Origin of the sequence: Neglectibacter sp. CSJ-5 (genome assembly GCF_032490475.1) — a bacterium.
GTDB lineage: Bacteria > Bacillota > Clostridia > Oscillospirales > Acutalibacteraceae > Hominenteromicrobium > Hominenteromicrobium mulieris.
This window is the reverse complement of record NZ_JAVYJC010000001.1, coordinates 843,077-869,764: the sequence shown is the minus strand read 5'-3', so window position 1 is coordinate 869,764 and position 26,688 is coordinate 843,077. Positions and strand designations below refer to the sequence as shown.

Below are 26,688 nucleotides of genomic sequence, written 5' to 3'. Positions count from 1 at the left end.
AACGGATTCAAGTGTTTAGACATAAAGACGAGCTCCCTTCCGGTAGAATACTCACCTTTATGATACTCCACGGACAGGCTTTTTTCTACCCTTCCGTGTCTACTTTTATAATAGCATCAACCGTTTTAAAGCGAAAAGCAAAATTGTCATCTATGATTTCATAAAACTGGCGAGTACGCCTCTTTTTCAATACACAAGTTTGAATGTAACTCTCCGTTCTTTTCTTCCAATTTATGATCGTATTATGGTGTTCCACTATACAATTCCAGCCAAATTCACTACACAAATACTTATCTATATAATCTTCAATGTCTACATTTCTCTTCCGAGATACATCAAAAGAACGCACAAAATATGGATAATGAAAAGGGTTACGCAATATTCGGTATAAACCATAAATCACAAGGAAAATCGCCATTAAAGCTGCAACGATCATCAATACATTCGACATAGAACTTTGAAAATGATACGGCCACTGTTTCACCACCATATCTCCTTTCCACATGCAAGTACTATCTAAAATGCGACTTTAATCTTAAATTCATTATAGTAAATCCACCTAATAACTGTCAAGTGAAATATTGCTCCTTCATCGCAATGTGAAAACAACTTGCAGTTGTTATTAAATTTGCCCTTAACGCGCGCAGTGCATTTCACTGCGAAGCTATTTCACAATAACCGCAGGTTATTATTTCACTCGCCGCAAGGCGAATTTCACTGAAAAAGGTCTTTGTCAAAAATGACAAAGACCTTTTTCTGGTGGAGATGGCGGGAATCGAACCCGCGTCCGAAAACCGGTTACCGGGGCTTTCTACGAGTGTAGCGGCTCTTTTGACATTCCCTCCGCGCACCGCCGAACAGCAGGCTTTGCGCATCAGTAGCCTTTAGATCATGACGGGCTTAAAGGCGTGGGCCCGTTCACGTGCACCGCTAAGTGACGCTCTTATCCCGTCCGCGGTCCTACGGGTAAGAACGGCTGCTTAATTAAGCAGCAACAGCAACTGTATTGTTGTCGTTTAATTTTAAGTTTGCGGATTTTATAGCGGTCCCGCACCGCTACTCGCTTACCAGGGCTTCCAGTCCCCGTCGAAACCTTTACATCCCCATATAAAAAGCGATATTGCTACCGCTTTTATCTGTTTTTCTCTTTCAGCGCACGCTGAATATCGCGTTGGGCATCACGCGCGGCCATATCGGCACGCTTATCGTAGAGCTTTTTGCCCTTGCACAGACCGACCTGCACCTTCACCCGCGAACCCTTAAAGTACACGGAAAGCGGAATGAGTGAATAACCGACGGTTTTGGAAAGGCCAAAAAGCCACATGATCTCGCGCTTGTGCATGAGCAAACGGCGCACCCGCATGGGGTCACGGTTAAAGATGTTGCCCTGCTCATACGGGCTGATATGGCAGCCGTTTAAGAGCATTTCACCGTCCACAACAGAGCACCACGCGTCCTTTAAGTTGCATCTGCCCTGCCGCAGCGATTTCACCTCTGTGCCGCAAAGCTCAATGCCCGCTTCAAGGGTCTCCTCCACAAAGTAGTCGTGGTAGGCCTTTTTGTTCTGGGCAATCGTTTTAAATTCTGTTTTTGCCACTTGGCCTGCCCCCTTCTGCTTTGTGTGTGATTTACTATACACCACTTTCGCGGTTTTGTCAACGCGAAATCGATTTTACAGCTCCTGTCTGCCCTCAATGGCGCGGGAAAGCGTCACTTCATCGGCATATTCGAGGTCGCCGCCGACCGGGATGCCGTACGCAAGACGCGTTACGCGGATACCGAGCGGCTTTAACAGGCGCGAAATGTACATGGCGGTCGCTTCGCCCTCAACGGTCGGGTTCGTCGCCATGATGACCTCCTGTACGGTGCCGTCCTGCACGCGGCGCAAAAGCTCTTTTATTTTGAGCTGATCCGGCCCGATGCCGCCAAGCGGCGAAATGGCACCGTGCAGCACGTGGTAGGTCGCGTGGAACTCATTTGTGCGCTCCAGTGCGAACACGTCGCGTGGGTCTTCCACTACGCAGATAACCGAGCGGTCTCGGCTTTCATCGCGGCACACGGGGCAAAGGTCGCCGTCCGTCAAATTGCAACACACGGAGCAGTAATGGATCTGCTCGTGCGCGTCGATGATCGCCTGCGCAAAGCTTTCGGCATCCGCTTTATCCATGTTGAGCACGGCATACGCAATGCGCTGTGCGGACTTATGCCCCACGCCCGGCAGGCTCTCAAATTTATCGACGAGCCGTTCGAGCGGCGGTACGTGATAACCGGCCATTAGAGGATGCCCGGAAGGCTCATGCCGCCGGAGATTGCGCCAAGCTTCTCCTCTTTCTCGTTTGCGGCTGCGCGCAGTGCTTCGTTGACAGCAGCAGCGACGAGGTCGCCGAGCATCTCGGCATCATCAGGGTCGATGACCTCCGGCTTGATGTCGATGTTCTTTACTTCCATTTTACCCGTTACGGTTGCGGAAACGGCTCCGCCGCCTGCGGCCGCGGTGTATTCCTTCGCTTCGAGCTCCGTGGTAATCTGCTCCATCTGCTCCTGCATCTTCTGTGCCTGGCGTGCAAGCTGCTGCAAATTTGCGGCTCCGCCGCCCATACCCTGCGGTAAACGTGCTTTCATAGTTAAGACTCCTTACTGTGTGGTTTTTAAATTTATTTTTCTTCGATCTCCACGCCGGCTTCGCGCATATCGTGCAAAAAGGCGTCGAGCGGATCTTTCGGTTTTTCGCCGTCCGCTGCGGGCGGCTTATAAGGGCCGAGTTTATACACACGCCCGGTCACCTGCTGAATGGCCTCGCGGATCTTTTCTCTCTGGCTGGCACGTTTCAAGAGATCAAACGCAATCTGCGGTGCTTCGATGAGCATGTAGTCGCCGCTGATGTACGCCGCTGAGCCCTTGAATGCCGACGCCACCGACTTTGAGTAATTTTCCATATAGCCGATAATGTCCGACCAGCCGTCGAACGGCTGCGCATTTTTTGCAAGCTCCTCTGTGGACTGCGGCTTGTCCTTTACCGCGGTCTGCACAGGTGAGTTGTTCTGTGGTGTCTCGGGCTGTTGTACCGGTGCTGCCGGTGCTTCAGCCGCGGGTACACTCGGTGCCGGGGTGATGGGACGGCGCAGGCCGCCGCGCTCCAAAGCTTCAATGCGGCGCAAAAGTGCTGCGGGCGAGGTATCCATTTCCGGCGTGCAAAGACGGATAAACGTCATTTCCATTTCCGTGCGCTTATTCATAGTCTTCATGCGCGACTGCGCGGACTGGAACGCATCGAGTGCGTGCAGAATCGTTGAAAGCTCCATGGAAAGCGCCGTTTTGGTCATGGCTTCCAGCTCTTCGCCAACGGCATTTACAAGCCCGCTTGCGTCCTTCATCGTTTTGATGAGCATCAAATTGCGGAAAAAGCCCGCAAGCTCCTCGCACAGCCTGCCCATGTCTTTGGAAGACTTATACAGCGCGTCGATCTTTTCGAGTGCCGCGGTGCGGTCGCCCGTGCGAATGCACTCGGCGAGTTCAATTAAGTGCCCACGCCCCGCAAGGCCTGCCGTTTCCGCAACGAGCCCATACGTCACGTGCCCGTCGCTGCGGCCGATGCATTGATCCAAGATGGAGAGCGCGTCGCGCATGCCGCCGTCTGCCGTAACGGCGATGAGCATCGCGGCATCGTGGTCGATTGTCACATTTTCCTGCGTGCAGACCCACTCAAGGCGCCCTGCGATGTCCTCCGGTGCGATGCGGCGGAAATCAAAACGCTGACAGCGCGATAAAATCGTCGGCAACAGCTTATGGACTTCAGTCGTCGCCAAAATGAAAATGACGTGTGCGGGAGGTTCTTCGAGCGTTTTTAAGAGGGCATTGAACGCCGAAACGGAGAGCATGTGCACCTCATCGATGATATATACGCGGTATTTCGCCGTAGTCGGCGTGAAGTTGGATTCTTCAATGAGCGCGCGGATGCTGTCTACGCCGTTGTTGCTCGCGGCGTCCAGCTCTACAACGTCCAAAACAGAGCCGTCATCCAGTCCTCTGCACACGTCGCACTTGCCGCATGGATCGCCGTTTTGGGGATCCAAGCAATTGACCGCCTTCGCCAAAATTTTTGCGCAGGTCGTTTTGCCCGTGCCACGCGAGCCGGTGAACAGATATGCGTGCGAAATGCGCCCGGCCATCAGTTCGTTTTTTAACGTGACCGTCACCTGCGGCTGACCGATGACATCGGAAAACTGCTGCGGACGATATTTTCTGTATAACGCTTTATACAAACGGCGGCGCTCCTTTCTTTGTGGGTGATAAAAGAAAAAGACGATTGGAACGTAGAATATGTGAACGGACAGGCAGCCTGCATCGCACCAGACGATCCGCTTAATGCTGCTCGGTCCCCCGCCTGACATGGTTCACGGTGTCTCGCCGCGCAGACCTGTCCGCTCGCATATTCCACGGTATATTCCAACCGCCTTGGCTTTTTCCGTGCGCGGAACGTACTTGACCGCGTACTTTAGTATTATACACGTTTTCCCTTGAAAAGGCAAGCAAAAAATCGTATAATTTTGTATATGTTCATATTTGTAACGCGCACATGGGATTTTTTGCAGATTCTGCGCGGCAAAACGGGAAAGGATGAAAGAAAATGAAGATCAGAAATGCAGAGCTCTGTGACCTGCCCTATCTGCTTGAGATGCTGGAAAACGCGAAAGCTTCGCTGCGGGCGCTCGGCATCGACCAGTGGCAAAACGGCTACCCGAACGAAACCACCCTGCGTGAGGACATTCAAAATAAAATCTGCCGTGTTGTGATAGACGGCGAAAACAATATTCTTGCAAGTGCCGCCGTGTATGTGGGCGACGAGCCGACATACCACGAAATTTATAACGGCGCGTGGCAGACAGAAAACAAAATCTACGGCATCGTGCACCGCATTATGGCGGCAAATAATTCGAAGAAGCGCGGCGCGGCATCGTTTTTGATGACCTACTGCGCGGAAATCTCGCTTGAAGTGGGTATCACCTCCATGCGCTGCGATACGCATCCCGGCAACACCATCATGCAGCACACGCTCGAAAAGAACGGCTACAAGCACTGCGGCATCATTCGCCTTGCGGACGGCACAGACCGCTTTGCCTACGAAAAAATTCTGAAATAACGCACAACAGACACAGGCCCCGACGAGCATGACAAAACGCTCGCCGGGGCCTCGCTCATTCTATTCTGCTATTTCTTTCGTCCGGTAAAATAACCCTTGCGGCATTATCGAAGTGCGCGGCTTTCGTCGCGCCGGTCAAAATGCTTACATAGAGATCAGGCCGAATGCATTCATGACAGAGCTGATAAGGATGATGGCTGCAAAGACCGGGCAAAGATACTTGATCATCATGACGAAGATCTTCTTTCTGCGGAACGTGCCGCCTTCTTGCGTCATTTCTTCTTCAATACGGTCTACACCGATCACGCGGGAAACGAGCAGGCAAGTCGCAATAGCCGCAATCGGCATCATAACGGAGTTCGTTAGGAAATCGAAGAAATCGAGGAACTGCATGCCGAGAATCTTTACGGCATCGAGCGGGCCGTAACCGAGCGAAGACAGCGTGCCGAGCGCGAGCATGATGATACCGATGACAACGGTCGACTTTTTGCGGTTCCAATGGAGTTCATCTTCAAACGTGGAAACGGCGCTTTCCGTCAGCGCAATGGAGCTTGTGACCGCCGCAAACAGCACGAGTACGAAGAACAGAATGCCGACCGCCGTGCCGAGGCCCATGCTGGCGAACACCTTCGGAATCGTGATGAACATCAATGACGGGCCCGCCTGCAAGGTGTTCGGGTCGCCGCCGGAGAACGCAAAGACTGCCGGAATAATCATAAGGCCGGCCATAATGGCAATGGCGGTGTCGAAAATCTCCACGTTGCGCGTAGAGTCCTCAATAGACGTTTCTTTTTTCATATAAGAGCCGAACGTAACAAGGATACCCATAGCGATGGACAGCGAATAGAACATCTGCCCCATGGCGGAAACGACCGTCATCCAGGAGAAATTTTCAAGATTCGGCACAAGGAAATACTGAATGCCCTTCAGTGCGCCGGGACGTGTGACGGAATAGATTGCGATGATGACAGACAACACGACAAGGATCGGCATCATGAATTTCGATACACGCTCAATACCGTTGCGCACGCCGGCAAAAATGATGGTCAGCGTGATGAGTGCAAAAACGATAAAGCAAATTTCGGCGGACACGCCGTCCGAGATGAACATCGAAAAATATCCGTCCTCCGCAAGCTTTGTTCCGTTGCCGCAAATGTACTCAAAAAGATATTTGATGACCCAGCCGCCGATAACGGAATAATAAGGCACAATCAGGATTGGGATAATGGCGTTAATCCAGCCGCCGGCTTTTAATGTATGCGACTTTGTGAATGATGCATATGCACCCACAGGGCTTTTGCGCGTCATGCGGCCAAGCGACGTTTCTGCCACGATCATCGTGTAACCGAACGTCAGCGCAAGCAAAATGTAGATCAAAAGGAAAATGCCGCCGCCGTATTTTGCCGCAAGGTACGGAAATCGCCAAATGTTGCCAAGACCGACCGAAGCGCCGGCCGCAGACAGCACGAACCCGAGCTTACCCGAGAACATGCTGCGATTACTGTGATGTTTCTTCATTACTTCTCCACCTATTTTCTGCGAATATTCAAACACAGCCGCCGGTGAAACCGTTTTCCCCCTTCAGTTTCACCGGCGTGCTGCATCAATACGTTCAGCATACCACATAAGCCGCAAAAATGCAATATCTTGCTTTCACAAATTCATTTTGCGTTTTCTGTTTATATTATGCCTTATCATCGGCGCTGCGCTTTTTTCACCCAGTCGAGCGCCACCCAGCCGCCGGCTTTGAGACGTCCCCAGCCTTTTGCAGAGCCCACACCTGCGCTCTCCTCTACAACCGTATAGCGCTTCGTGTCTGTGATCTGCCCCTGCACGTCATAATTCGTACCCGGACCCTTGCGGATATTGAGCGCATCTGCAGCGTCCTTGCGCACTGTATACGCTTTGAACGGTTCATACACAATTTTGCCGTTTGAGGCATACACTTTATAACCCACAGGGCACGCGTTTTTCGCGTTTTCCAGTATTGCATACGCACCGATCTGGCTTTTTGCGTCCGACCAGCTTGTCCGCACGCGGTAAAGCTGCTTTGGCACGGGTTTCGCATCGGTCTTTGTCTCCTTTTTGTCGTCCTTCATTTCGCTTTCAATCATTTTTAAAAACCGCGCCCAGCCCTTGTCGAGCGTGCGGTGCGGGCAATATTTGCCGTCGAAGTCCTGATGCTTCTTCACGTGCGAAATATCCCATTTGTGCTCTGTAAGCAGCTTTGCGATATACTCTGCGGCGTTCTTTTCAGCTTTGTCGAACTTAGCACCGCCAGACAGAGACCAGCAAATCTCGATGTGGATTCCGTGCGCGTTGCCGTCGCGCTGCCCTGCCGCAAACGCACCTCTGTTCAGCGGGATACCAATGACGATTTCCTTGTCATCGACCGCCGCGTTGAACGATGTCGAGCTGTCGTTGCGAATCATATACGCGACTTCATTCGCGGCAGAAGCATCGTTCGCCGTGTTGTGCACGACGATATATTTCATGTCCTTTGCGCAGGACTCCACCGGCACTTTCAAATTGTATTTTGCAGAAGATAATAGATTTTCGCGGATTGGTACCATAAGATCACTCCTTCTTCTCATCACTTGCACCCGATTCATCCGCCACGGTGCGACGGAGCCGCTTTAAAATGCGCTGTAAACGCGGAAACCCCGGCACGCCGATGGCCGCAAGATTTTCCATGACGGAAATGAGCTCGTTGATCGTAAGCCACACGGTGACGAGCATGCCGAAAAACAGCTTTACATCGAGCGTGATGCCGGCCCCGATGACTGCACCGCGCAAAAGATAATCCACCGCCGCACCGACTGCGACCATGACCATATAGCAAAGCTTTTTGAGTATCCCCTTAATACCGAACTTGGAATTTAACTCGGCGCGGATATACGCTTTGATCATGCCGGTGATATAATCGAGCAACATCACGCCGAGCAGCACGAGCATCGGTACCGCAAGCGTACCGAGGTACGACACGAGTCCCGCGCCGAGCACGGCCGCCGTCATCTTTAAAACCGTCTGTTTCATCAAACCTTTGCCCTCCTTTCCTGCATATTGGGACATGCACAGCGCTTTGTCCCGCAGCATACTATGACAGACGTGCTGCTTTTGTGCGCGACAATCAGAAAAAGCAATGAAACACGTTGCGGAATGTCAAAATCTGTGTTATGATTTCGGTGGACAAATATTCAAATATGCAAAGGAGATTTTCTTATGGTCTGCAAAGATTGCGGTGCAAATATTCCGAACGGTGAGCTTTTTTGCCCAAACTGCGGCACGCGCACCGAAAACGCGAAATTCTGTAAATACTGCGGCGCGGTCATCGGTGCCGACTGCGTGGTTTGCCCCGCGTGCGGCAGGCAGGTAGAGCCATTGCAGTCTGCCCAACAGCCCCAGCCTGTTTATGTAAACAACAATGTCACTTACGGTGGTGTGGCAAAAAGCAAATGGACAGCGTTTTTCCTGTGCCTGTTTTTAGGACTCATCGGCGCGCATAAATTTTATGAGGGAAAGATCGGCATGGGTGTTTTGTATATCTTCACCGGCGGCCTGTTCAGCATCGGCGCGTTCATCGATCTCATTGTAATCCTCTGTAAGCCCGGCCCCTATTATTACGTTTAACTTTCTCAGAAAGGCGGCGTACTATGCCAAGCATCCTTGAATATGCAGAAACCGAATTCTCGCCTTTGGCAGAAAAACCGTTTACGGATGTAGACAGCCTGCTTTTATCACAGTTTTCCTACATGAATCTGAGCGCGTTTGAAGACGAGCTTAAATGCGAAAACAAAATAGAAATTCGAGAGCTTTTAAAGGCAGAGCGCTTTGAAAAGTTGATGTTCCATGTACGCGATACCAAAAGCAACATGAGGCTTTTGTACGCTATGGCGTCAAGCCCGCGCTGGCGCAACATAAAAATCGGCAACTTCGTTGAAAAGCTGTGTGACCAGTCAGAGGAGCAGTTTGCGGCCATCACCGTATACCTCGATGACGACCACGCCTGCGCCGTATTCCGCGGCACGGACGCCACGCTCGTCGGCTGGAAAGAGGATTTTAACATGGCATTTCTGCCCGTCATCCCCTCGCAGGCCGATGCGGCAGACTATGTGACAAAGCTCGGCGAAGATTTTCCCGGCAAACTGCTTTTGATGGGCCACTCCAAAGGCGGCAACCTTGCAGCCTATGCAGGCATGTTCTGCGACCCGGAAATTCAAAAGCGTATTGAGCGCGTCTACCCGCTCGACAGCCCCGGCTTCATCGGCAACACGCTCGAATCCGAAGAATATGGGCGCATTCAAAGCCGCGTACATAAGGTCATTCCGAAAGGCTCGCTCATCGGCATGCTGCTTGAAAACCACGGTGCATACTCCGTTGTGGAAAGCAACCAAATGGGCATTATGCAGCACGACCCGTTCTCGTGGCAGGTGACGGACGGTGCATTTCATACGCTGGAGGAAATTTCCAGCGGCGCAAAATACATGAACAAAACACTCAACAGCTGGATCACCGGCATGAGCATCGATGAGCGCATACGCCTTGTCGATGTACTCTACGGCCTTTTGACCGCCGGCAATATTGAAAACGTATTTGACGCCGGCGACATTCAAAAGAACATCGGCGCTATCTACAACGCCGCCGTGCACCTCGACCCCGAAACGCGGTCGTTCGTTTTGCAGATCATCCGTCAGCTCGCGGGCTTTGCGTTGCACAACATCCCCCACCCGAATGTCCCGGAAAACCTCAATATCCTGCCCGGCAATAAAACGCAGAATTAAATTTTCATAGAGTAAAAGCCACCGTTTGCGGTAAGCCTTGCGCTTTTCCGTTTCGGTGGCTTTTGATTTATGTTTACGAATTTACAAGCTGGCGGCGATGAGATCCATGATCGTGATGGAATTGAGCTGCATCGTTAGCACATTCATCATGATCTTGCGGAATTTTTCAGATTCCTCTTCTGCATCATCCGTTCTGCTTTATTTCACGTTTCCGCTGTTGATGCCCGCGCCTGTTCTATTAAGCGGCAGCCAGTCGAGCACCTTTTTGATGTACGTATCCCAGAATACCCAGTCGTGCTTGCCGGGGCCCTCCACATACGTGAGGTCAACACCGTTTTCGTTGAGGAAATCGCGGAAATCGCGGTTTGCGGTGACGAGGCCGTCCTCCGTGCCGCAGCACAGGTACATTTTCGGTACGGGTCGGCCCTCCTCCTTCAGCTTCAAAAGCAGCGCCTTCGGGTCTTTGTCGCTGCCCTTCACCTTGTCATATTCACCGAAAATTGTCTCGTAATAGTTGCGGCGGAATGTGAAGATCGGCGCGGAGTTGTCCGCGTCCTTCCACGTATCGTGCACGAGCGCGGCGGAAAGACCGATGACGCAGCCAAAGTTTTCCGCATACTTCAGGCCGTTGCGGATTGCACCGTAGCCGCCCATGGAAAGACCCGCGATGAACGTATCCTCGCGCTTATCGGAAAGTGGAAACAGCTTTCTTGTGAACTCTACAAGCTCCTTGCCGATGAACTCGCCGTACAGCTCGCCGCTCTTTTCGTCGTCGAGGTAGAAGCGGTTTTCACCGGAGGGCATGATAACCGCAAGGTCGTTTGCCTCCGCCCACGCCTGAATGCGCGTGCCGTTCACCCAGTCCGTATAATTGCCGAAAATGCCGTGCAAAAGGTAAAGCGTCTTCAGCGGCTTCTGCTCTGCGTTTTCCGCCTGCGGGCCGAACTTATCCACCGGGATAATTGCATTGAACGTCACCGTGCGCATGAGGCACTTCGAGATAAAATTCACTTCAATAATAGCCATATCAACAACTCCGTTTCAATTTTAGTTTCGTTATATTTCATTATAATCAATAAAAGCCCTTTTGTAAAGACTACTTTTATGCTATACTGTACAAAACGGTTTGAAAGCAAAGGAAGTTGAATACTATGAACGATTTTTCCGAGCGCGTGTTTCAGGTGGTGCGCGAGATCCCGCGCGGCAAGGTGACAAATTACGGCTTTGTGGCATTTGCGGCGGGCAAACCGCGGGCCTCGCGCGGCGTGGGCTTTGTGTTGCACCGCAACACGGACCCCGTAAACACACCATGCCATCGCGTAGTGTTCAAAGACGGCTCTCTGTGCAAGGGCTACGTTTTCGGCGGCCCCGATGTACAGCGCGAAAAGCTCAAAGCCGAGGGCGTGCAGTTCCTGCCCGACGGCCGCGTAGACATGAAAGCCTGCGGCTGGTTCGGCGAAGACGAAGAATAACAAAAAAGGTGCCTGACCAAAATGATCAAGCACCTTTCGTTTTTACTTTTAAGATCAGCCGTAGTTCTTAAAGCTGACGTTAATATCGACTGCCGCGTCGATGCCCTGCACCTGCGCATTGTCGGAATACTGCCACAGGCCGAAGTTATAGTAGAACGCCGGCACGCTGCGGTATTCCGCAAGCCAGAACTCAAAATCCTTGAGCTGCTCTAAGTCGTAATAGTTATAGCCAAGACTGCGGTTGAAGTACACACCTGCGGTGTAGCCCGCTTTCGCGATCTTTTTGCAGAACGCCGAAGCATAACTCGTGATCTGCTCGCCTGTGGCGTCTGCCGTGCGAGAGCCGTCTACGCTCGTCTGCTCCCAGTCAAAGACAACGGGGTAATCGACGGACTTATTCTGCAAAAGCTGGAGCACATAGCCCGCTTCCTCCTCCGCTTCGGTAACAGAAGTTGCCTGCGAGAAGAAGTAGATGCCCACCTTTACGCCCGCGTCCTTCGCACCGGTGTAATTATCGGCAAACTTGCTGTCTTCGTTCAGCTTGCCGCGCGTTGCACCGCGGTAGCCTGCGCGAATCATCGCGAAATCGATGCCGCTCGCTTTGACGGCTGCCCAGTCGATGTCGCCCTGATAGTCGGAAACGTCGATGCCGAGGCTCGCGTTCGCGTCGTCATACGTCACAAGGCCGTTGTCATTTTTAAACTTCGACTGGTCGTATGTATTGAGCGGCACATTAAACTTCGGAATGGTGATCTCACCCTCGTAAAGATCCTGAATGACGAGCTTGCCGTCCTCCGTCACCGCGGAAGATGTGCCGTTGCCGGTGCTCTGCCCGTCGGATTTCCCGCCGAACGCGGATAGGAGCGATAAAATGACCACGACCAGAATGAGCACGCCGGCCGCGCCAAGGAAAATCAAACGGCGCATTTCAAAAGAACGCGCGTCGCTATGTTTATTTGGAGCTTTAATATTCATAGTAAAATTACCTTTCATAAACGAAATCACAGCGTAAACTGCACACCGTGTTCGGATTTATTCTATTATACGCATTTTCTGTCCTTTTTGCAAGCCATTCGGCGAATAAAGTCTGCCTTGCCAAGTATTTCCCACTGCCATCTCGCGGTCTATCGTGCCGAGTACGCGGATTTTATCGCGGCTCCACAGAGGCGCAAGCAGCTTTGTTTTGTCACCGTCGCCCGTAATGCGCTCGATGACCGTTTCGGGCGGCAGCACCTCCAGTTGACGGACTACGACGCGCACATAGTCCTCAAACGTCATCGGCGTGTATGCGCCGCTTTCGTATAAGCCCGCAAGCTGCGTGCCGCGAATGACGTGTAAAAGATGAATTTTCACACCGTCCGGGCGCAGCTGTGCAAGGTCTTCGGCGGTCTTTATCATCTCTGCCTCCGTCTCGCCCGGTAAGCCGTCTATGATATGCACGCAAACGCGAATATTATTTTCGCGCAGGCGCAGAAATAGCTCTCTAAATACCTCGTATTTATATCCTCTGTGAATACGCGCAGCCGTCTCATCATTACTGCTTTGCAGGCCCAGTTCCACGGTGAGGTGCGTTTTGCCGTTCAATTCTTTTAAAAGCGACAAAACATCCTTCCCGATGCAATCCGGGCGCGTGGCAATCGATACGCCGTAAACGCCGAATGCAAGCGCTTCTTCGTATAACGTCCTGAGCTTTTCAACCGGCGCGTAGGTGTTTGTGTGCGTCTGAAAATACGCGATGATTTTACTTTCCGGCGACTTTTTATGAATACGCACTTTTTCCGCTTGCAACTGCTCCGTCACGGAAAGTGCCTTATCCTGCGTAAAATAGCCGCTGCCGCCGTCGCAGAAAATGCACCCGCCCACGCCGCACGTGCCGTCTATGTTCGGGCAGCTCAGCCCGGCATCGATCACGGCCTTTTGGGTCTTGCAATTCTGCACCCGGTTGTGATAAGCTAATGTATGATACCGTTTGTTATCAAACGTATACGGAAATGGATTCAAAGTAAAGCTCCTTTGCTTGGTCCAAAATAATAATAGGAGTTGAGTATTTGTTACACATTAAAAAGCTGAATTTAGACGAAATTCGCGAAATTTACAACGCATATATGCACGAGGCATTCCCGCCGAGCGAGCTGCGCCCCTTTGCAAGCATGGAAATGCTCTACAATAAAAACTGCTACCCGTGCTACGGCTTTTACAACGAGACCGATTCACTCTGCGCCTACGCCTATTTTTCGTGCACGGAAAACGGCAAATACGCCCTGCTCGATTACTTTGCTGTCAGAAAAGACCTGCGCGGCACGGGCATCGGCAGCAAGACTTTTCCCCTGCTGCGCACAGAAATGAAAGACCGTGACGGTCTTTTACTCGAAGTGGAAAGCGTTGAGAGCGCCGAAGCCGAAGAAGAAGTCAACATCCGTCGCCGCCGCATCGCGTTTTATGAGCGCTGCGGGTGCGAAATAACAAAAGCCAAAAGCCTTTTGTACGGCGTGGATTTCAACATACTCGTGCTGCCCATCGCGCAGCCCGTGCCGGAAGCGAAAGTCGTGCTGCATGAGCTTGAAAGCATTTATCACGTTATGTTCGACGACGAACTGTATAAGCGCGTCTGTCACCCGTTTATCGCGGAATAGGCAGATTTTTGAATTGACTTTTTCGCACAAAAGCCATATAATAAAGCCATAAACCATACGGAGGTGTAAGCATGCCGGAAGAACAGAAAACAGCAGAAACCGAACAGGAGCGCCTTGCGGATTTTCCGCGTGATCTAAGCCGCAGCTTCACCTATCTGCACCGCCAGCGTAAAAAATATATGGATGACCGTCTGCGCGGCTACGGCTTTGTAGGTGGCATGCCGATGATCCTGCTTTACATCAACCGCCACCCCGGCACCACGCAGGACGCCATCGTCTCACACATGTATATCGACAAATGCACCGTAGCACGCCGCACAAAACGCCTTGAAGAGCTCGGCTACATCTCGCGCGAAACCGGCAAGGAAGATCGCCGCGAAAACAACCTCTACGTTACAGAAAGCGGCGAAAAGCTCGTGCCCGTCATCCGCGAGATTTTGCAGGATTGGGCCAAAAGCGTCACGCGCGACCTTTCCGATGAAGAGCGCATTTTACTCATCACACTGTTAGACCGCCTCATCCATACGGACGTGGAGTAAAATTTCACTTGATATGGGCTACCCCGCAGTTTTAAAGCTGCGGGGTGTTTTTATTGAAAAAGCTCCGGGAAGCACGCCTTCTGTTCCGCCGAAAAATCCGTCTCGACCGTTTTATCGATGTCGAGCGCCGGACATAAAAGATGCACTGCACGGCAGCAGAGCATCTGGTGCTCCGTTCTGTCCAAATGCCCGCCGTAAAGGTCGTCCCCCGCCACGGGATGCCCAAGGTGCGCCATGTGCACGCGAATCTGGTGCGTGCGCCCGGTTTTCAAATGAAAATCGACGAGGCTGTACCCGCCGCTCGTTTTCACCGTTTGAAATTCCGTCACGGCTTCGTCTCCGATGCCCGCGCAGCGTTCCACTTTATGCTCCGGCTTTAACCCGATGGGCACATTCACACACCCACTTTCGGGCGTTTCTCCCTCGCACACGGCGCGGTACGTTTTCGTCAGCTTTGCATTTGCGGCAAATTTGTTTTTCGCCAGCACCAGCGCGCCGGTCGTATCCCGGTCTAAGCGGTACAACGGCCGAAACACAAAGTCCGTCGTATTTTGAAAATACCACGCCGCCGCATTTAAAACGCTGTCGCGGTCGTGCCCCGGCGAGGGGTGCACGGGCATATTGTACGGCTTATCGAGCACTAAAAAATCCTCGTCCTCATATAAAACCGCAAACGGCAGGTCGGCTTTTTCATACGCTTCGCCCGTTTCAAACAGCGTCAAAGTCAGCGTATCGCCGGCTTTCAAAACGGCATTGCTGTGCACGGGTTCGCCGTTTTTAAGCATCTCTCCCTCGTATTTCAGCGCCGCTAAAATGCGTGCGGAAAACCCTAAGTACCGCCGCACGAACGTGCGCACGTCCATGTTTTCCTGTCCGCGGTCGATGACGAACTCCAGTGTGCGTTTCATTACTTGCTGCGCGTCGCGAGTCTTTCCGCAAACTCGTGCAGGAACGTGCTGTCCGCGTCAAACGCGTCAAGCGCATAAAGCGCCTTTTCGGTATGCTCATCGACGAGCGCCTGCGCTTTTTCCACGCCCAAAATGGAAACATACGTGCAGCGCGCGTTTTGTGCATCCACGCCAATGTTCTTGCCAAGCTCCTTGGCGTCACCGGTCACGTCCAGAATATCGTCGCGGATCTGGAACGCCAAACCGATGTGCAGCGCGTATTCCTTTGCTGCATTGATCTGCGTTTCGTTCGCACCCGCCGCAATGCAACCCATCATGCATGCCGCCATGATGAGGTTCGCGGTCTTGCCGGTGTCTTTTTCGCACAGCTCATCGAGCGAAACGGTGCGGTTTTCGGTTGCAAGGTCAATGCACTGGCCGCCCACCATACCGTGCTCGCCCGCGCAGCGCGCAAGCACCGCCGCCGCATACGCAGCGCGCTCCATGCCGACATTTCGGAATGCTTCACTGCTCAGCGCCGTTTCAAATGCTTTTGTCAAAAGGCCGTCGCCCGCAAGCAATGCGTAATTTTCACCGTAGACCTTGTGGTTAGAGGGCTTACCGCGGCGCATATCGTCGTTATCCATGCACGGCAGGTCATCGTGAATGAGCGAATACGCGTGTACCATCTCCACGGCACACGCAAACGGCATCGCCATGTCTTCATCGCCGCCGCACAGCTCGCAGAACGCAAGCGTTAAAACGGCGCGCACACGCTTGCCGCCGTTTAAAAGCGAATAGCGCATGGCGTCGGTCACGGTCTCGGAAAGCGAGCCCTTGCGCTCCGGCAAAAAATGATCTAAGGCTTTTTCAATGCGTTTTACCCTGTCTTCCATTTTTATTCCTCCGTTTTCGCAGCACTCAGCTCCGTAATTTTCTGTTCGGCAGTGTTTAATTTCTCATAGCAAAAACGGGAAAGCTCCGCGCCCTCACTAAAAAGCTTCACAGATTCCTCCAGTGTCACATCTCCCTTTTCGAGCGTCTCGGTCACCTCGCGAAGGCGCAGCATCGCGTCTTCAAAGGTCATGGTTTTTTTAGGCATCGGTCATTTCCCTCTTTTCTGTTTTCTGCACCTGCACGGTGATCGCGCCGTCCTCTACGCGCGTTGTCAAAACGTCGCCCGGCTTTGCGTCTTCCGTGCGCTTTATCACTTTCCCGTTTTCGTCGGACACGATCGCGTATCCGCGTGAAAGCACCTTCAGCGGGCTCATTGCGTCTAACCGTGCGGAAAGCGCAGCAAGCTCGTTTTTCTCATTCAAAATTCTGCGCTCGGCGCTGTGCGTCAGGCTCTGCACCGTGTTTCGGAGCGCCTGCCTACGCGGTGAAAGCCACGCGGACGGGTTTTGCAGAACGTTTGCGCTTGCAAGCGCATCGAGCATCTGCCGCCGATCGTCAAGCCCCGCCTGCACACTGCCGCACAAACGGCGCGTCAGCTGCGCAAGTGCCGCACGCATTTCTTCCCTGTCCGGCACGGCAAGCTCTGCCGCCGCGCTCGGCGTTGGCGCTCTCAAGTCCGCGACAAAATCGCAAATCGTAAAATCCGTCTCGTGCCCCACAGCGGAGATGACGGGTATCTTCGACGCGAACACTGCCCTTGCGAGCGTCTCGTCGTTGAATGCGGCCAAATCCTCCGCGGAGCCGCCGCCGCGCCCGATGATGATGACATCCGCCGCCTTTTGGGCGTTCATCAATTTCACCGCCGCCGTAAGCTGCGCCGCTGCGTCCTCGCCCTGCACAAGCACCGGACAAAACACGATCTCCGCCGCAGGCCAGCGCCGCGAGAGTATGTTGCGAATATCCTGCACCGCCGCGCCCGTCGGCGATGTAATAACGCCGATGCGCGCCGGAAACGGCGGGATCGACCGCTTGTGTTCTTCCGCGAACAACCCCTCGGCAGCAAGCTTTTCTTTCAGCTGCTCAAACGCTAAACTCAGCGCGCCCACGCCGTCCGGCTGCATTTCCTCCACATAGAATTGGTACTGCCCGCCGGGCTCATACACAGCCACACGCCCGCGCACGATAACGCGCATGCCCTCCTTCGGGTGGAAGCGCAGCCGCCGCGCGGCAGACGAAAACATAACCGCCTTCAAAACGGACTTTTCGTCTTTCAGCGAAAAATACAGGTGTCCGGAGCGGTAGTGATCGGTAAAATTGGAAATTTCGCCGCGCGCGTAAATATCGCGCATGCGGCCGTCACCCTCAATAAGCGACTTTATAAAAAAGTTGATCTGCGAAACCGATAAAACGCGCATATCAGGCCTCCTGCGAAAGTGACGCCAAAACGGCGATGCCGGCAGCGTTATCCGCCGAAAAGCGCGGCTCTGCAAACAGTGCGCCGTACTTTTTGCTCATGTGTGCACGCAGCATAGAGTTTGAAGACACGCCGCCCGAAAACACCACGGGCAAATCGCCGAATGTCTCAATAAGCGCCTTACACATCGCGTCCGATGCCGCAATGACGTACGCCATGCACGTCGCGGCGATTTCCTCCTTCGGCGCGCCCTTTTTCATCAGCTCGCGGCATTTATTTTCCACACCGGAAAGCGAGCAGTTCGCGCCTTTCATCGAAGCGCGCACGCGCAGTTTTTCCGTATAATTGCACGCAATGGGGTCTAAATGCTTGCCGGCCGGAAACGGCAGACCGAGCATCACGCCGATGCGGTCAATGACCTGCCCGGCCTTTAAATCGAGTGAAGACGCAACAAGGCGCGTGCGAAACATTTTGTCACCCTCCACAGGTTCTACCAAAACCGCTTCCGTTGTGCCGCCGGACATGTGGAACGCCAAAAAGCGCTCGTGCAGCAAATCCAGTCTATCAACAGAGTAAAGCGCCGCCGCAATGTGCCCCTGCTGATGCGAAAAGCGCCGCAGCGGCACCCCTAACGCCTGCGCAAGCATCTGCGCCGCGCCGATGCCCACCAAGAAGCACGGCATATAGGAGTCCTTCGCATCACGCGGACGCTCCGAAACGCCAATGACCTTCGCCTCGCCGATCTTATCACCGAGCATGGACAGCACCTCCGGCAGCTGGCGCGTGTGGTGAAACACCGCGTCGCTCTGGCGCAGTCCGATCTCGCCCTCTTTCACAGGCAAAATCATGCCGCGGCTGTCCATTTCGCCGTCGCCGAAAAACGCGGCGCTCGTTGTGTAGTTGCTGGTATCTAAACCGAGCGCGCTGATGTTAGGCATTTTCGCTCTCCGTCTCGTTCTTCGCTCCCTCAAGCTTCTTTGCAATCGTGGAAAGTACGCCGTTTACGTAAGAAGCGTCCTTTTCGTTGCCGTAAATTTTTGCAAGTTCCACCGCCTCGTTGATGGAAACGCTCACCGGCACATCGTCGGCCCGCATAAACTGCATTTCGCACACGGCAACGCGCAAAATCGTCAGCGTCATTTTAGAAAGACGGCGCAAACTCCAGCCGCGCAGATTTTCTTCGATCGTGTGGTCGATCTCATCTAAATAAAGCTCCGTCAAAGCGGTCAGCTTTTCGCAGTACGGATCGATAACGACGTCGCGCGCTTCCTCCGCCATTTCAATGATGTCTTCCATGCTGTCGCCCGTCACAGTCTTTTCAAAAAGCAGCGTAAAAGCCTGTTCTCTCGATTCTCTTCTTTTCGTCATACTCGGTTCCTTTCCCTTATCTCAATAAAATTCATTGCGTGATTCATGGCGGATATAAACAAAAAAGCCCGCCGAAGGATCGGCAGGCAATTTGAGCAGAAATCGGGCACTTTCGGGTTTCACCGGTGCCGTTTGATGTGCAGTTTTCAAGCTCCAGACATACACGCCGATATGTTCTGGAATAGTATACCACGATAAACGGTAAAATGCAAGAAATCATCTTTTATTTCGCCGCAGAAATGATCTTCACGTTTTCCGCGCTGACGCCGCTTTCGGAAACTGCAATGTCCCGCACGATGAGCGCGTTTTGTTCGTCCTCCATGTCGCCGTTTACAACCACCGTGCAGCTCTCGCCGTTGATGTACGCCACGCACTCCGTAAAGCCCTTCGCTTCTATGAGGGACTCTATGTTTGTCTCTTTCAAAATGTTCTGCGCGATAACCGCGGCTTCGTCCACGGCGGCCTGCTTTACGGCGACCTCGGCGCTGTCGTCCTTCAGGATGTCCTCCAGCAGTTCCACGGCCTCATCCCGTGCGGTCTGGCGCGTCAATCGAGCGTCCGAAAGCTTTGCGGAAGCCGATACCGCAGCCGCTGTTTCTTCTGCCGCGCTGCTTTCCGCCGCACCGTCTGCGGGCTCCGTTTCCGGCAGAACGCCGTCCTCGTTCATAAGCGTGTCGGAGACCGTCTCCACATAGGCGTTGTTCACAAGCTGCGCCGCACCGAGAGCGGAAGACGCACTTTCCTCACTGACATCGCCCGCGCTCTGCACCTTTGTGCCCGCAAACTGCCAATTTAAGTACACCGCCGCACCAAGGGCCAGCACAAGCGATGCCAAGATCAGCTGTCTTTTACCGTATTTCATTCCGTGTTCCTCCGATCTTCACTGAATGGTTTCATTCGTTGCCATATGTATATTCGCTGTACCCCACCACGCATACCTGCGTAGAGGATAAATCGAGCGCAGTCTTCACGGCCTCCACAATCTTCTCCCGCATTTTCGGGTCGCCTCCCCCGCGGCTCACGACTACCACACCGCGGATCTCCGGCTCCGTTTTCGTCACGATGAGCGGCTTCTGCGAGCCGTCCGCCGCCTTCACCAGGATATACGTCTTCTGCGTGTCGCCGTCCGTCTGCGTGCGGTTGAGGCTTTCGCCGCTGTACTCCTCGGCGCTTTTTTCGCTCTGCTTATCTTCGGTCGCATACACCGTTTCGCCCATCGTGCGCAGTGTCACCGTCACCTGCGGCTCGCTTTCCCCCGTGATAGCCGAGACCATCTGCGCAATCTGCGCGGAAAGCGCTTTGGTGTAGTCCCCCGCCGTCAGTTCCACCGTCTCCGGCGCTTCATTTTCCGTGTTCTTTGTGTCCATAGGCCAAAGGAGCATCAATAAAACGAGCGCCGCGCAGGCTGCAATGAGCATATACGTCAGCTTACCGTTTTTCAAAAGGCTTTTCAGTTTATCCGTCTCGCCTCACCTCCTACACGTACACATCCACCGGAATGGCCTCGGTCAGCACGCTGCGCAAAAGCGCATCAGCGCGGTCGATGTCTGTCGCAAACCGCACCCGTACCCGCACACGTTCCACCGTCACCACGCCGTCATCGTCCTGCGTGTACCAAATGTCGATATTCGCTACCGGCACGTCCATCCCCGCACTTTTCAAAAGCGCCGAGAGCCGCTCTTTCAAAATCGCCGTGCCCTTTTCCGCGTAGCTTTGCGTTATCGTCGATTCGGCTTCGCCCGTTTCGGTCAAGTCAAAATCGAGCGAGGCCCCGCTTTGCAGCTTTAAAATGCCGTTTACAAGCACCACAAGCAGCATCAGCGCTGCAAGCGCGTGGATAAGTGACCCGCTTTTTTCCGGGAACAGCCGCACGATCATCTCCGTTCCGATGAGCACCACGCACACCGAAAACACCAGCGCATACAATTCACGCATAAGCACCTCGCACACAAAGCACCACGGCCGCCGAGACCACCGCCACCGCACCCACACTACATACCGCCGCAATGAGCAGCCGCAGCGCCGCAGCACAGCCGTTTAAAAACGACGCAAGCGGCTTTAGGCCCAACACCTCTGCCGCAAGCCCCGCGCAAAAGCAAATCAAAAGCCACGCGGCAGCCTTTATGCACAGCGGCAGAAAAATCGCGAGCGATGCAAGCAACCCAAATGCCCCCACGCCGTTTTTTACAAGCGCCGCGCCGGAAACGATGACCGAAAACGCATCGGAAAACGCGCTGCCCACAATGGGGATCGCGCCGGAGACCAGCATTTTCGCCGCCTTGCCGCCCGCCATCTCCGCGCTGTTCGCAACAATTGTCTGTACGGACAAAACACCCGTATATACCGTGACGGCGAGCACCAAAGCCCACTTGATAACTTTATACAGCGCGTCCGTCAGCCGCTTTAAATCAAACGATGTCACGGCAGAAGCCACGGAAAACGCCAAAAACACACGCAAAACCGGGATGAGCACCGCGCCGCTTAAAACCGAGACGGCATTTGCCGCTGCAAGCGACAGCGCGCCGTAGGTCGGTGCTGTCACGGTGTTCCCCGCCGTGAAAAGCAGCCCCGCATACACGGGCACCGCGGCAAGCAGAAAAACGGCAGCAGCATCCGTCACACGCGCGGCCTGCTCCAAAAGCGAAGCCATCGGCGAAAACAGCGTCACGGCGGCGCACAGCGCCCCGCATACGGAAACGGCGTAGGAAAGCTCCTTTGCGGCGAATTCCTGCACAAGTCTGCACAGCACGCATGATGCAAGCAGCGTAAGGAGTGCCCGCGCCGGTGCTGTCCACTCCGCACGAAAGCCCTCGGAAAGCGCCGAAAACAGCTTTGCCGCCGCGTCGGGCGCAGGTGCTTCCATCGGGTCGGCCCCGACATTCTGCAAAAGCGACTGTGCTTCTTCCGGCAGCGCCTCCATAAGTGTATCCGCCCCGCTGTTTTGGTAGAGTTCCGCTTCGTCCGCGCGCACGGGCAGCGAGAGCAGCAGGATAAACACCGTCAAAGCCAAAAAAACGCGCAAAATCCGTTTTTTCATAACAACAGCACTTCCTGCAAAAGCGAGAGAAGTCGATTCAGCAACGGCAGCGCCGTCAGCAGCACCGCTGTTTTTACGGCAAGCTCCACACCGCTTGCTATTGCCGATTCCCCCGCGTCCTTACAAAGATCCGCCGTTATGCGCCCGATGAGCACGATGCCGAGCGCTTTTAACAGCGCTCCGAACACCTCCGGCATGCCGGAAAGCTCCGCCCATTCGCGGAATGTCAAAGTCAGCGTTTCGATCTGCGGCAAAATACACAGAAAAACGAGCACCGCCGCCGCAAGCGAAAACAGCAGAGCTATTTCCTTTTGCCCGCGTTTTAAAAGCGCGCCGCACACCGCTGCAAACACCGCCGCTGCCGATACCATAAGCACCGTGCTCATAGCCCAAACACCGATTTAATCGTATCGAACAGCGTGCTGATCTGCGTGATGAGCATCGTCAGCACCACAATGAGCCCCGCAAGCGTCGTCATCATAGCCTGCTCCTCCCGCCCGGAGCGAATGAGCAGCTGGTTCAAAACGGCTACAAGTATGCCGATGGCGGCGATCTTGAAGATCAGATCTACATCCATAACTTTGCTTTCCTTTCCGGCTGTTACAGCAAAATGAGGGCGGCGGAAACGCCGACAAATAACCCCAGCGCCACGCACAATCTGCCTTTCTGGGCAAGGCTTTGCTCGGCGGCTAAAAGTGCGCTGCGCACGCGGCCTTCATGCAGCGCAAAGTACGCCATTTGCCCATCGAGGTCGGTCTTGCCGAACCCGTCGATAAACGCCGCGCACAGCGCTTCATCCCCGCGGTATGTAAAAAATGCATGTGCCGCCGCTTTAAACGCCGCTGTGCAATCCATGTTTTCAGAAAGCACCCACACGCGCCCCAAAAAAGCGTTTTCGCGGCACAGAGAGAGCAGCGCGTACAGGTCGCCCGCCGTATAGGCCGCGGCGTTTTTCAACGCAAAAAGCGCTTCCAAGAAGATGTTCAGTTCTTTTTCACGCATTTTTAGCCGCGCAGATACCGATGACCCGGCCGTCGCCGCGCACAGAACAATCAGGATCGCCGCCGTTGTTTTCAAGAAGATCACCCGCCAAAAACAGCTTTTCCACTTTCGTCGGTGCACTTCGCCCGTGCAGCAGCGCCACCGTTTCAAACGCGCCGAGCGACAGAATCCCGCGGCACAGCGGTCGGCAACACAGCTCGTGTACACTGCCCGCGTGGATGCTCGCAATCAGCGCCACCCCTGAAAACGATGCCGCACGTATCGCCGAAAAATCGGTTTCGCCGAGCTCATCGCAGACGATGTACTCCGGTGAAAGACACCGCACCGCGTGCGAAAGCCCCTCCTGCTTCGGGTAGCCCTGCAAAATATCCGTGCACGCGCCGAGATCAAACCCGTCAGCACTCAGCTCAAACCGCTCGTCAAGCACCACCACGCGGTGCCCCGCCGTACCGATATATCGTGCAATATCCCGCAGCAGCGTCGTTTTGCCCGAGGACGGCGCGCCAGCAAGCAGCAGCCCGCGGCTGAGGTCTACGCCGTAGCGCAGCACCTCCTCTGCACAGCCGCGCTTCTCCCGCGGAATACGCACAGAAAGACTCGTCACGTCGCGCACCGTTTTGATGCCGCCCTTTTCGATCACTGCCGTACCGCCGATGCCCACCCGCAGCGCGCGGTCTGCGGAGACGAATCCGCCGCGAATCTCCTCCATGTGACTGTAAACGGAATATCCGCACAGCCGCAAAAAGATCTCCTCCACGTCCTCGCGTGTCGCTGTCACATTGTTTTGCGAAAAATACTGCGCCGTGTCGCCGTCTTCCCGCAAAAACAAAATGCGGTCGCCGCAGCACAGCAGCACAGGCTTATCCACACTGATACGAATGTCAAACACCGCGTCGCGCACCGCCTGCGGCACCTTTTCAAGCATCGGTGTAAAGCGCCCGAGCGGGCGGATTGCCTTTTCAAAATCCATCGCACACACCTTTCTTTTCGCTCCGTATGCCCAATTCTATGGACGTGCCGCCGGGTTTAGAACCAAAGTGAAAGAAAACGGGCCATCGCCTTTTTATAAACGTGCCTTTATGCCTTTGAAAAGTGCGCCCGAAATCCGCCGCGATCTTTCAAACATGAAAAGCACCCTGCAAGGCTAAAAGCTTTACAAGGTGCTTTCTCTATGGAGCAAGCTATTTACTTTGAAAGTCCGCTTTGATACAAGCTGTAAAAGTGGTTCGTCGGCCCAGCGCCGTGCCCGAGCTCGAGCGCGTGCTCGATGGCGCACGTCATGTAGTCTTTCGCACGCTTCACCGCTTCAGCGGGTGCATATCCAAGCGCCAAATTCGAGGCAATAGCGGAAGACAGCGTGCACCCTGTGCCGTGCGTGTTCTTCGTTTGAATGCGTCTTGATGTAAAGCTTATATGCTGTTCACCATCGAACAGAATATCGATCGGGTCACCTGCAAAGTGTCCTCCCTTTACAAGCACAGCTTTACAGCCCATTGTGTAAATCAACTTTGCTGCAACACACATATCGTCTTCCGTCTCAATGTGCATCCCGGTGATTTCCTCCGCCTCGGGAATATTCGGTGTCAGCACGTCGGCGAGCGACAAAATTTCCGCTTTGAATGTCTCAATCGACTGCGGAGCCATCAGTGCCGTTCCGTCTTTCGCATACATCACAGGGTCAACAACGACGTTCTTCGGACAGTATTTGCGCAGCTTTTCCGCCACAGCAGACATCACCTCCGGCGTCGGCAGCATGCCAATCTTCACGGCGTCCGTACCGATATCTTCATAGATTGCGTCCACCTGCGCGCGGACAATCTCCGGCGCAATATCCTGCTTTTCCAGCACATGCACGGTGTTTTCCGCCACGACGGATACGATCACGCTCATCGCGTACACGCCGTGTGCGGACATTGTCTTGATATCCGCCTGAACACCCGCGCCGCCGGAGCAATCCGACCCGGCGATGGTCAGTACACGTTTCATTGCACTCATCACAGCGAAAGCTCGGAAACTATGAGGTTCTGCACCTCAACGGGATCCTCGGCGTGGATCGTGAACGTCGGCTTCGTCTCATCCAGCACATGCGCGATGACCGTGTTTGCAACGCCGTTCAAATAAATCTCTACGCTGTTTGTATCGGTAATGATGTCCACCTTCATCGGCTCGTTTTTCAGGCGCGGCAATATGGATTCTCCGCAGGTCAGACCGTTTTTGTCGAGCTTCATCTCAAGGCCGTACAAGTTGCATGTAAGGTCGCCTTCCTTTACAGCAAAGGAGATGCGGCAGGTTTTGCTGCCGAGCTCGTGCGTGCAGTGTGTCAATGTAAAGTCGTCAAGCTTGTCGGATTTTACAATCAGATTTTCTGTGCTCTTGATCGGCAGCGCAGAGAGATAGTAGCGGTCGCCGTGCTTTTTCAGCGTCATTTCGGTCGGCGTACACATGGAGCCGTTGAACGGTGCGCCGGGGATATCGCTGCGGTTCCACGCAAAGCGGATAACCGGCTTGCCCGGATCGTAGTAATACGTCTGCGCCGCATACGACTGCGAGTTATACGAAAGCTGCCCGACCGACTGAATCGGCTGGTAAAGGCCGTTTTCATCAAAATCACCGACAAAATACATGTCATGCGCACCGGAATAGACCCACAGCGTTCTGCCGTCATCTGCTGTAAGCGGATAGAGATCCGGGCACTCGTCATCACCGGGCAGGTCAAATTTCTGCAGAAGCTCCCAGTGCAGTAAGTCCTGCGACGTGAAGATTGCGTAGGTGCGCTCCACAAAATACAGTGCCATCAGCCAGCGCGCGCGCTTTGCGTCGTAAATAACCTTCGGGTCGCGGTTGCCGGGTGCAATCTCGTCGATCAGCGGATTTTTGTCATACTTTTTCAGCGTTTTACCGCCGTCTGTGCTGTACGCAAGGCACTGTGTGCTCTTTTTTTCGCCCGCACAGGTGTAAAAGAACAAGATTGGCGTTTCATCGCCTTCCTTGAGGCCGGAAACATTGTTGTGATCGACTACCGCACAGCCGGAAAACATTGCGCCGTCCATGTCAAGGAACATCGCTTCTTCCTTATATTCCCAGTGGAAAAGATCCGGGCTCACGGCGTGACCCCAATGCATGTTGCCCCACAGTCTGCCGTAGGGATTGTGCTGGTGGAAAAGGTGGTACTGTCCGCCGTAAAAGCACAGACCGTTCGGATCGTTGATCCAGCCGCGCTCCGCTGTAAAGTGCAGCTGCGGGCGCAAGACGGTCTCTTCCGCCGTAAGCGGCGTCATGGCATCCTCAAACACCGGTGTAAATGCGCACTCCGGCTCTACCGTGACGGTCATCGTCTTACCAAGGTAATTGCGCAGGTCGGCATAATAAACCGCATCTGCGTTTTCTTCCGTATAAACGGCATCGAACTTATAAACCGGTGTGCCGTTTTCAGAAAAAGTAAATTTGTGCGAAGTGCCGTCAAATTTCACCGGCACGCGTAGAAAACGTTTACTGACTGTAATTTCCATAAACTCAAG

General features: G+C 53.8%; 33 protein-coding genes and 2 other RNA genes. 6 read left to right on the top strand and 29 right to left on the bottom strand.

The window, feature by feature from the left end; all coding sequences use genetic code 11:
- Positions 1-85: 85 nt before the first annotated feature.
- From R2K26_RS04025 to ffs, 7 genes are all read right to left on the bottom strand, one after another.
- The gene (locus R2K26_RS04025) at positions 86-484 is read right to left on the bottom strand and encodes a hypothetical protein (RefSeq protein ID WP_316518877.1); all 399 of its coding nucleotides are present in this window, start codon (positions 482-484) and stop codon (positions 86-88) included.
- 273 nt (positions 485-757) lie between these two features.
- Positions 758-1,105: a transfer-messenger RNA gene (ssrA, locus tag R2K26_RS04020) on the bottom strand.
- 27 nt (positions 1,106-1,132) lie between these two features.
- Positions 1,133-1,597: an SsrA-binding protein SmpB gene (gene smpB, locus R2K26_RS04015; protein ID WP_316518876.1), complete on the bottom strand. Its 465-nt coding sequence runs from the start codon at positions 1,595-1,597 to the stop codon at positions 1,133-1,135.
- A gap of 75 nt (positions 1,598-1,672) precedes the next feature.
- A complete protein-coding gene (recR, locus tag R2K26_RS04010; RefSeq protein WP_308448280.1) occupies positions 1,673-2,275 on the bottom strand; it encodes a recombination mediator RecR in 603 nt (200 codons plus the stop codon).
- Positions 2,275-2,622, bottom strand: coding sequence for a YbaB/EbfC family nucleoid-associated protein (locus tag R2K26_RS04005; RefSeq protein ID WP_316518875.1), 348 nt, complete (start codon positions 2,620-2,622; stop codon positions 2,275-2,277). Before R2K26_RS04005 ends, recR begins: the two co-directional genes overlap by 1 nt.
- A gap of 32 nt (positions 2,623-2,654) precedes the next feature.
- On the bottom strand, positions 2,655-4,262 hold the full coding sequence (dnaX, locus tag R2K26_RS04000; protein ID WP_316518874.1) for a DNA polymerase III subunit gamma/tau: 1,608 nt from the start codon (positions 4,260-4,262) through the stop codon (positions 2,655-2,657).
- A gap of 31 nt (positions 4,263-4,293) precedes the next feature.
- Positions 4,294-4,517: signal recognition particle sRNA large type (gene ffs, locus R2K26_RS03995), an RNA gene on the bottom strand.
- A gap of 110 nt (positions 4,518-4,627) precedes the next feature.
- On the opposite strand from ffs, the gene R2K26_RS03990 reads away from it, so the two are divergent.
- Entirely contained in the window at positions 4,628-5,140 is a 513-nt protein-coding gene (locus tag R2K26_RS03990) for a GNAT family N-acetyltransferase (RefSeq protein WP_316518873.1), read from the top strand.
- A gap of 144 nt (positions 5,141-5,284) precedes the next feature.
- Here R2K26_RS03990 and R2K26_RS03985 read toward each other — a convergent pair whose 3' ends face one another.
- The 3 genes from R2K26_RS03985 to R2K26_RS03975 form a co-directional block, all read right to left on the bottom strand.
- A complete protein-coding gene (locus R2K26_RS03985; RefSeq protein WP_316518872.1) occupies positions 5,285-6,658 on the bottom strand; it encodes a sodium-dependent transporter in 1,374 nt (457 codons plus the stop codon).
- A 176-nt stretch (positions 6,659-6,834) separates the two neighbouring features.
- On the bottom strand, positions 6,835-7,713 hold the full coding sequence (locus tag R2K26_RS03980; RefSeq protein WP_316518871.1) for an N-acetylmuramoyl-L-alanine amidase: 879 nt from the start codon (positions 7,711-7,713) through the stop codon (positions 6,835-6,837).
- A 4-nt stretch (positions 7,714-7,717) separates the two neighbouring features.
- On the bottom strand, positions 7,718-8,176 hold the full coding sequence (locus tag R2K26_RS03975) for a phage holin family protein (protein WP_316518870.1): 459 nt from the start codon (positions 8,174-8,176) through the stop codon (positions 7,718-7,720).
- 186 nt (positions 8,177-8,362) lie between these two features.
- On the opposite strand from R2K26_RS03975, the gene R2K26_RS03970 reads away from it, so the two are divergent.
- Both R2K26_RS03970 and R2K26_RS03965 read left to right on the top strand, forming a co-directional pair.
- Complete coding sequence (locus tag R2K26_RS03970; RefSeq protein WP_316518869.1) at positions 8,363-8,770, top strand: NINE protein; 408 nt, start codon at positions 8,363-8,365, stop codon at positions 8,768-8,770.
- A gap of 23 nt (positions 8,771-8,793) precedes the next feature.
- The gene (locus R2K26_RS03965) at positions 8,794-9,921 is read left to right on the top strand and encodes a DUF2974 domain-containing protein (protein WP_316518868.1); all 1,128 of its coding nucleotides are present in this window, start codon (positions 8,794-8,796) and stop codon (positions 9,919-9,921) included.
- A 198-nt stretch (positions 9,922-10,119) separates the two neighbouring features.
- Here the strand turns inward: R2K26_RS03965 and R2K26_RS03960 are convergent, their stop codons facing one another.
- Complete coding sequence (locus R2K26_RS03960) at positions 10,120-10,947, bottom strand: alpha/beta hydrolase family protein (RefSeq protein ID WP_316518867.1); 828 nt, start codon at positions 10,945-10,947, stop codon at positions 10,120-10,122.
- A 125-nt stretch (positions 10,948-11,072) separates the two neighbouring features.
- On the opposite strand from R2K26_RS03960, the gene R2K26_RS03955 reads away from it, so the two are divergent.
- Positions 11,073-11,393, top strand: a complete 321-nt coding sequence (locus tag R2K26_RS03955) for an MGMT family protein (protein ID WP_316518866.1) — start codon at positions 11,073-11,075, stop codon at positions 11,391-11,393.
- Positions 11,394-11,447: 54 nt separating this feature from the next.
- On the opposite strand, the gene R2K26_RS03950 is transcribed toward R2K26_RS03955, so the two are convergent.
- Positions 11,448-12,368, bottom strand: a complete 921-nt coding sequence (locus R2K26_RS03950; protein ID WP_316518865.1) for a glycoside hydrolase family 25 protein — start codon at positions 12,366-12,368, stop codon at positions 11,448-11,450.
- A gap of 57 nt (positions 12,369-12,425) precedes the next feature.
- Positions 12,426-13,394, bottom strand: a complete 969-nt coding sequence (locus R2K26_RS03945) for a TIGR01212 family radical SAM protein (RefSeq protein ID WP_316518864.1) — start codon at positions 13,392-13,394, stop codon at positions 12,426-12,428.
- Between the two features lie 47 nt (positions 13,395-13,441).
- Here R2K26_RS03945 and R2K26_RS03940 point away from each other — a divergent pair, with 47 nt between their 5' ends.
- Positions 13,442-14,026 carry a GNAT family N-acetyltransferase gene (locus R2K26_RS03940; protein ID WP_316518863.1) on the top strand — a complete coding sequence of 195 codons (585 nt, stop codon included), beginning with the start codon at positions 13,442-13,444 and terminating at the stop codon, positions 14,024-14,026.
- Positions 14,027-14,097: 71 nt separating this feature from the next.
- Positions 14,098-14,565, top strand: coding sequence for a MarR family transcriptional regulator (locus R2K26_RS03935; protein WP_316518862.1), 468 nt, complete (start codon positions 14,098-14,100; stop codon positions 14,563-14,565).
- A 50-nt stretch (positions 14,566-14,615) separates the two neighbouring features.
- Here the strand turns inward: R2K26_RS03935 and R2K26_RS03930 are convergent, their stop codons facing one another.
- The 16 genes from R2K26_RS03930 to R2K26_RS03855 all read right to left on the bottom strand — a co-directional run bounded on the left by R2K26_RS03930 (position 14,616) and on the right by R2K26_RS03855 (position 26,679).
- Positions 14,616-15,473, bottom strand: coding sequence for an RluA family pseudouridine synthase (locus tag R2K26_RS03930; protein WP_316518861.1), 858 nt, complete (start codon positions 15,471-15,473; stop codon positions 14,616-14,618).
- Positions 15,473-16,348, bottom strand: a complete 876-nt coding sequence (locus tag R2K26_RS03925; RefSeq protein WP_316518860.1) for a farnesyl diphosphate synthase — start codon at positions 16,346-16,348, stop codon at positions 15,473-15,475. Before R2K26_RS03925 ends, R2K26_RS03930 begins: the two co-directional genes overlap by 1 nt.
- A 2-nt stretch (positions 16,349-16,350) precedes the next feature.
- Entirely contained in the window at positions 16,351-16,554 is a 204-nt protein-coding gene (xseB, locus tag R2K26_RS03920) for an exodeoxyribonuclease VII small subunit (RefSeq protein WP_308448264.1), read from the bottom strand.
- Positions 16,547-17,764 (bottom strand): exodeoxyribonuclease VII large subunit, encoded by a 1,218-nt coding sequence (gene xseA, locus R2K26_RS03915; RefSeq protein WP_316518859.1) that lies wholly within the window; start codon positions 17,762-17,764, stop codon positions 16,547-16,549. The genes xseB and xseA overlap by 8 nt, the downstream gene beginning before the upstream one ends.
- Position 17,765: 1 nt before the next feature.
- Positions 17,766-18,701 (bottom strand): peptidase M22, encoded by a 936-nt coding sequence (locus tag R2K26_RS03910; protein ID WP_316518858.1) that lies wholly within the window; start codon positions 18,699-18,701, stop codon positions 17,766-17,768.
- A complete protein-coding gene (nusB, locus tag R2K26_RS03905) occupies positions 18,694-19,131 on the bottom strand; it encodes a transcription antitermination factor NusB (RefSeq protein ID WP_316518857.1) in 438 nt (145 codons plus the stop codon). The genes R2K26_RS03910 and nusB overlap by 8 nt, the downstream gene beginning before the upstream one ends.
- A gap of 223 nt (positions 19,132-19,354) precedes the next feature.
- A complete protein-coding gene (locus tag R2K26_RS03900) occupies positions 19,355-19,993 on the bottom strand; it encodes a SpoIIIAH-like family protein (protein ID WP_176820021.1) in 639 nt (212 codons plus the stop codon).
- Positions 19,994-20,024: 31 nt separating this feature from the next.
- On the bottom strand, positions 20,025-20,573 hold the full coding sequence (locus R2K26_RS03895) for a hypothetical protein (RefSeq protein WP_316518856.1): 549 nt from the start codon (positions 20,571-20,573) through the stop codon (positions 20,025-20,027).
- Positions 20,574-20,607: 34 nt separating this feature from the next.
- Positions 20,608-21,066: a hypothetical protein gene (locus R2K26_RS03890; RefSeq protein ID WP_316518855.1), complete on the bottom strand. Its 459-nt coding sequence runs from the start codon at positions 21,064-21,066 to the stop codon at positions 20,608-20,610.
- Complete coding sequence (locus tag R2K26_RS03885; RefSeq protein ID WP_316518854.1) at positions 21,059-22,168, bottom strand: stage III sporulation protein AE; 1,110 nt, start codon at positions 22,166-22,168, stop codon at positions 21,059-21,061. Before R2K26_RS03885 ends, R2K26_RS03890 begins: the two co-directional genes overlap by 8 nt.
- Complete coding sequence (locus tag R2K26_RS03880) at positions 22,165-22,554, bottom strand: SpoIIIAC/SpoIIIAD family protein (RefSeq protein WP_316518853.1); 390 nt, start codon at positions 22,552-22,554, stop codon at positions 22,165-22,167. Before R2K26_RS03880 ends, R2K26_RS03885 begins: the two co-directional genes overlap by 4 nt.
- Entirely contained in the window at positions 22,551-22,745 is a 195-nt protein-coding gene (gene spoIIIAC, locus R2K26_RS03875; RefSeq protein WP_176820026.1) for a stage III sporulation protein AC, read from the bottom strand. Before spoIIIAC ends, R2K26_RS03880 begins: the two co-directional genes overlap by 4 nt.
- A gap of 23 nt (positions 22,746-22,768) precedes the next feature.
- Positions 22,769-23,254 carry a stage III sporulation protein AB gene (locus R2K26_RS03870; RefSeq protein WP_316518852.1) on the bottom strand — a complete coding sequence of 162 codons (486 nt, stop codon included), beginning with the start codon at positions 23,252-23,254 and terminating at the stop codon, positions 22,769-22,771.
- Entirely contained in the window at positions 23,163-24,140 is a 978-nt protein-coding gene (locus R2K26_RS03865) for an ATPase, T2SS/T4P/T4SS family (RefSeq protein WP_316518851.1), read from the bottom strand. The genes R2K26_RS03870 and R2K26_RS03865 overlap by 92 nt, the downstream gene beginning before the upstream one ends.
- A 215-nt stretch (positions 24,141-24,355) precedes the next feature.
- Positions 24,356-25,156: a bifunctional hydroxymethylpyrimidine kinase/phosphomethylpyrimidine kinase gene (thiD, locus tag R2K26_RS03860; RefSeq protein WP_316518849.1), complete on the bottom strand. Its 801-nt coding sequence runs from the start codon at positions 25,154-25,156 to the stop codon at positions 24,356-24,358.
- Between the two features lie 8 nt (positions 25,157-25,164).
- Positions 25,165-26,679, bottom strand: coding sequence for a glycoside hydrolase family 32 protein (locus R2K26_RS03855; RefSeq protein ID WP_316518848.1), 1,515 nt, complete (start codon positions 26,677-26,679; stop codon positions 25,165-25,167).
- Positions 26,680-26,688 lie beyond the last annotated feature (9 nt).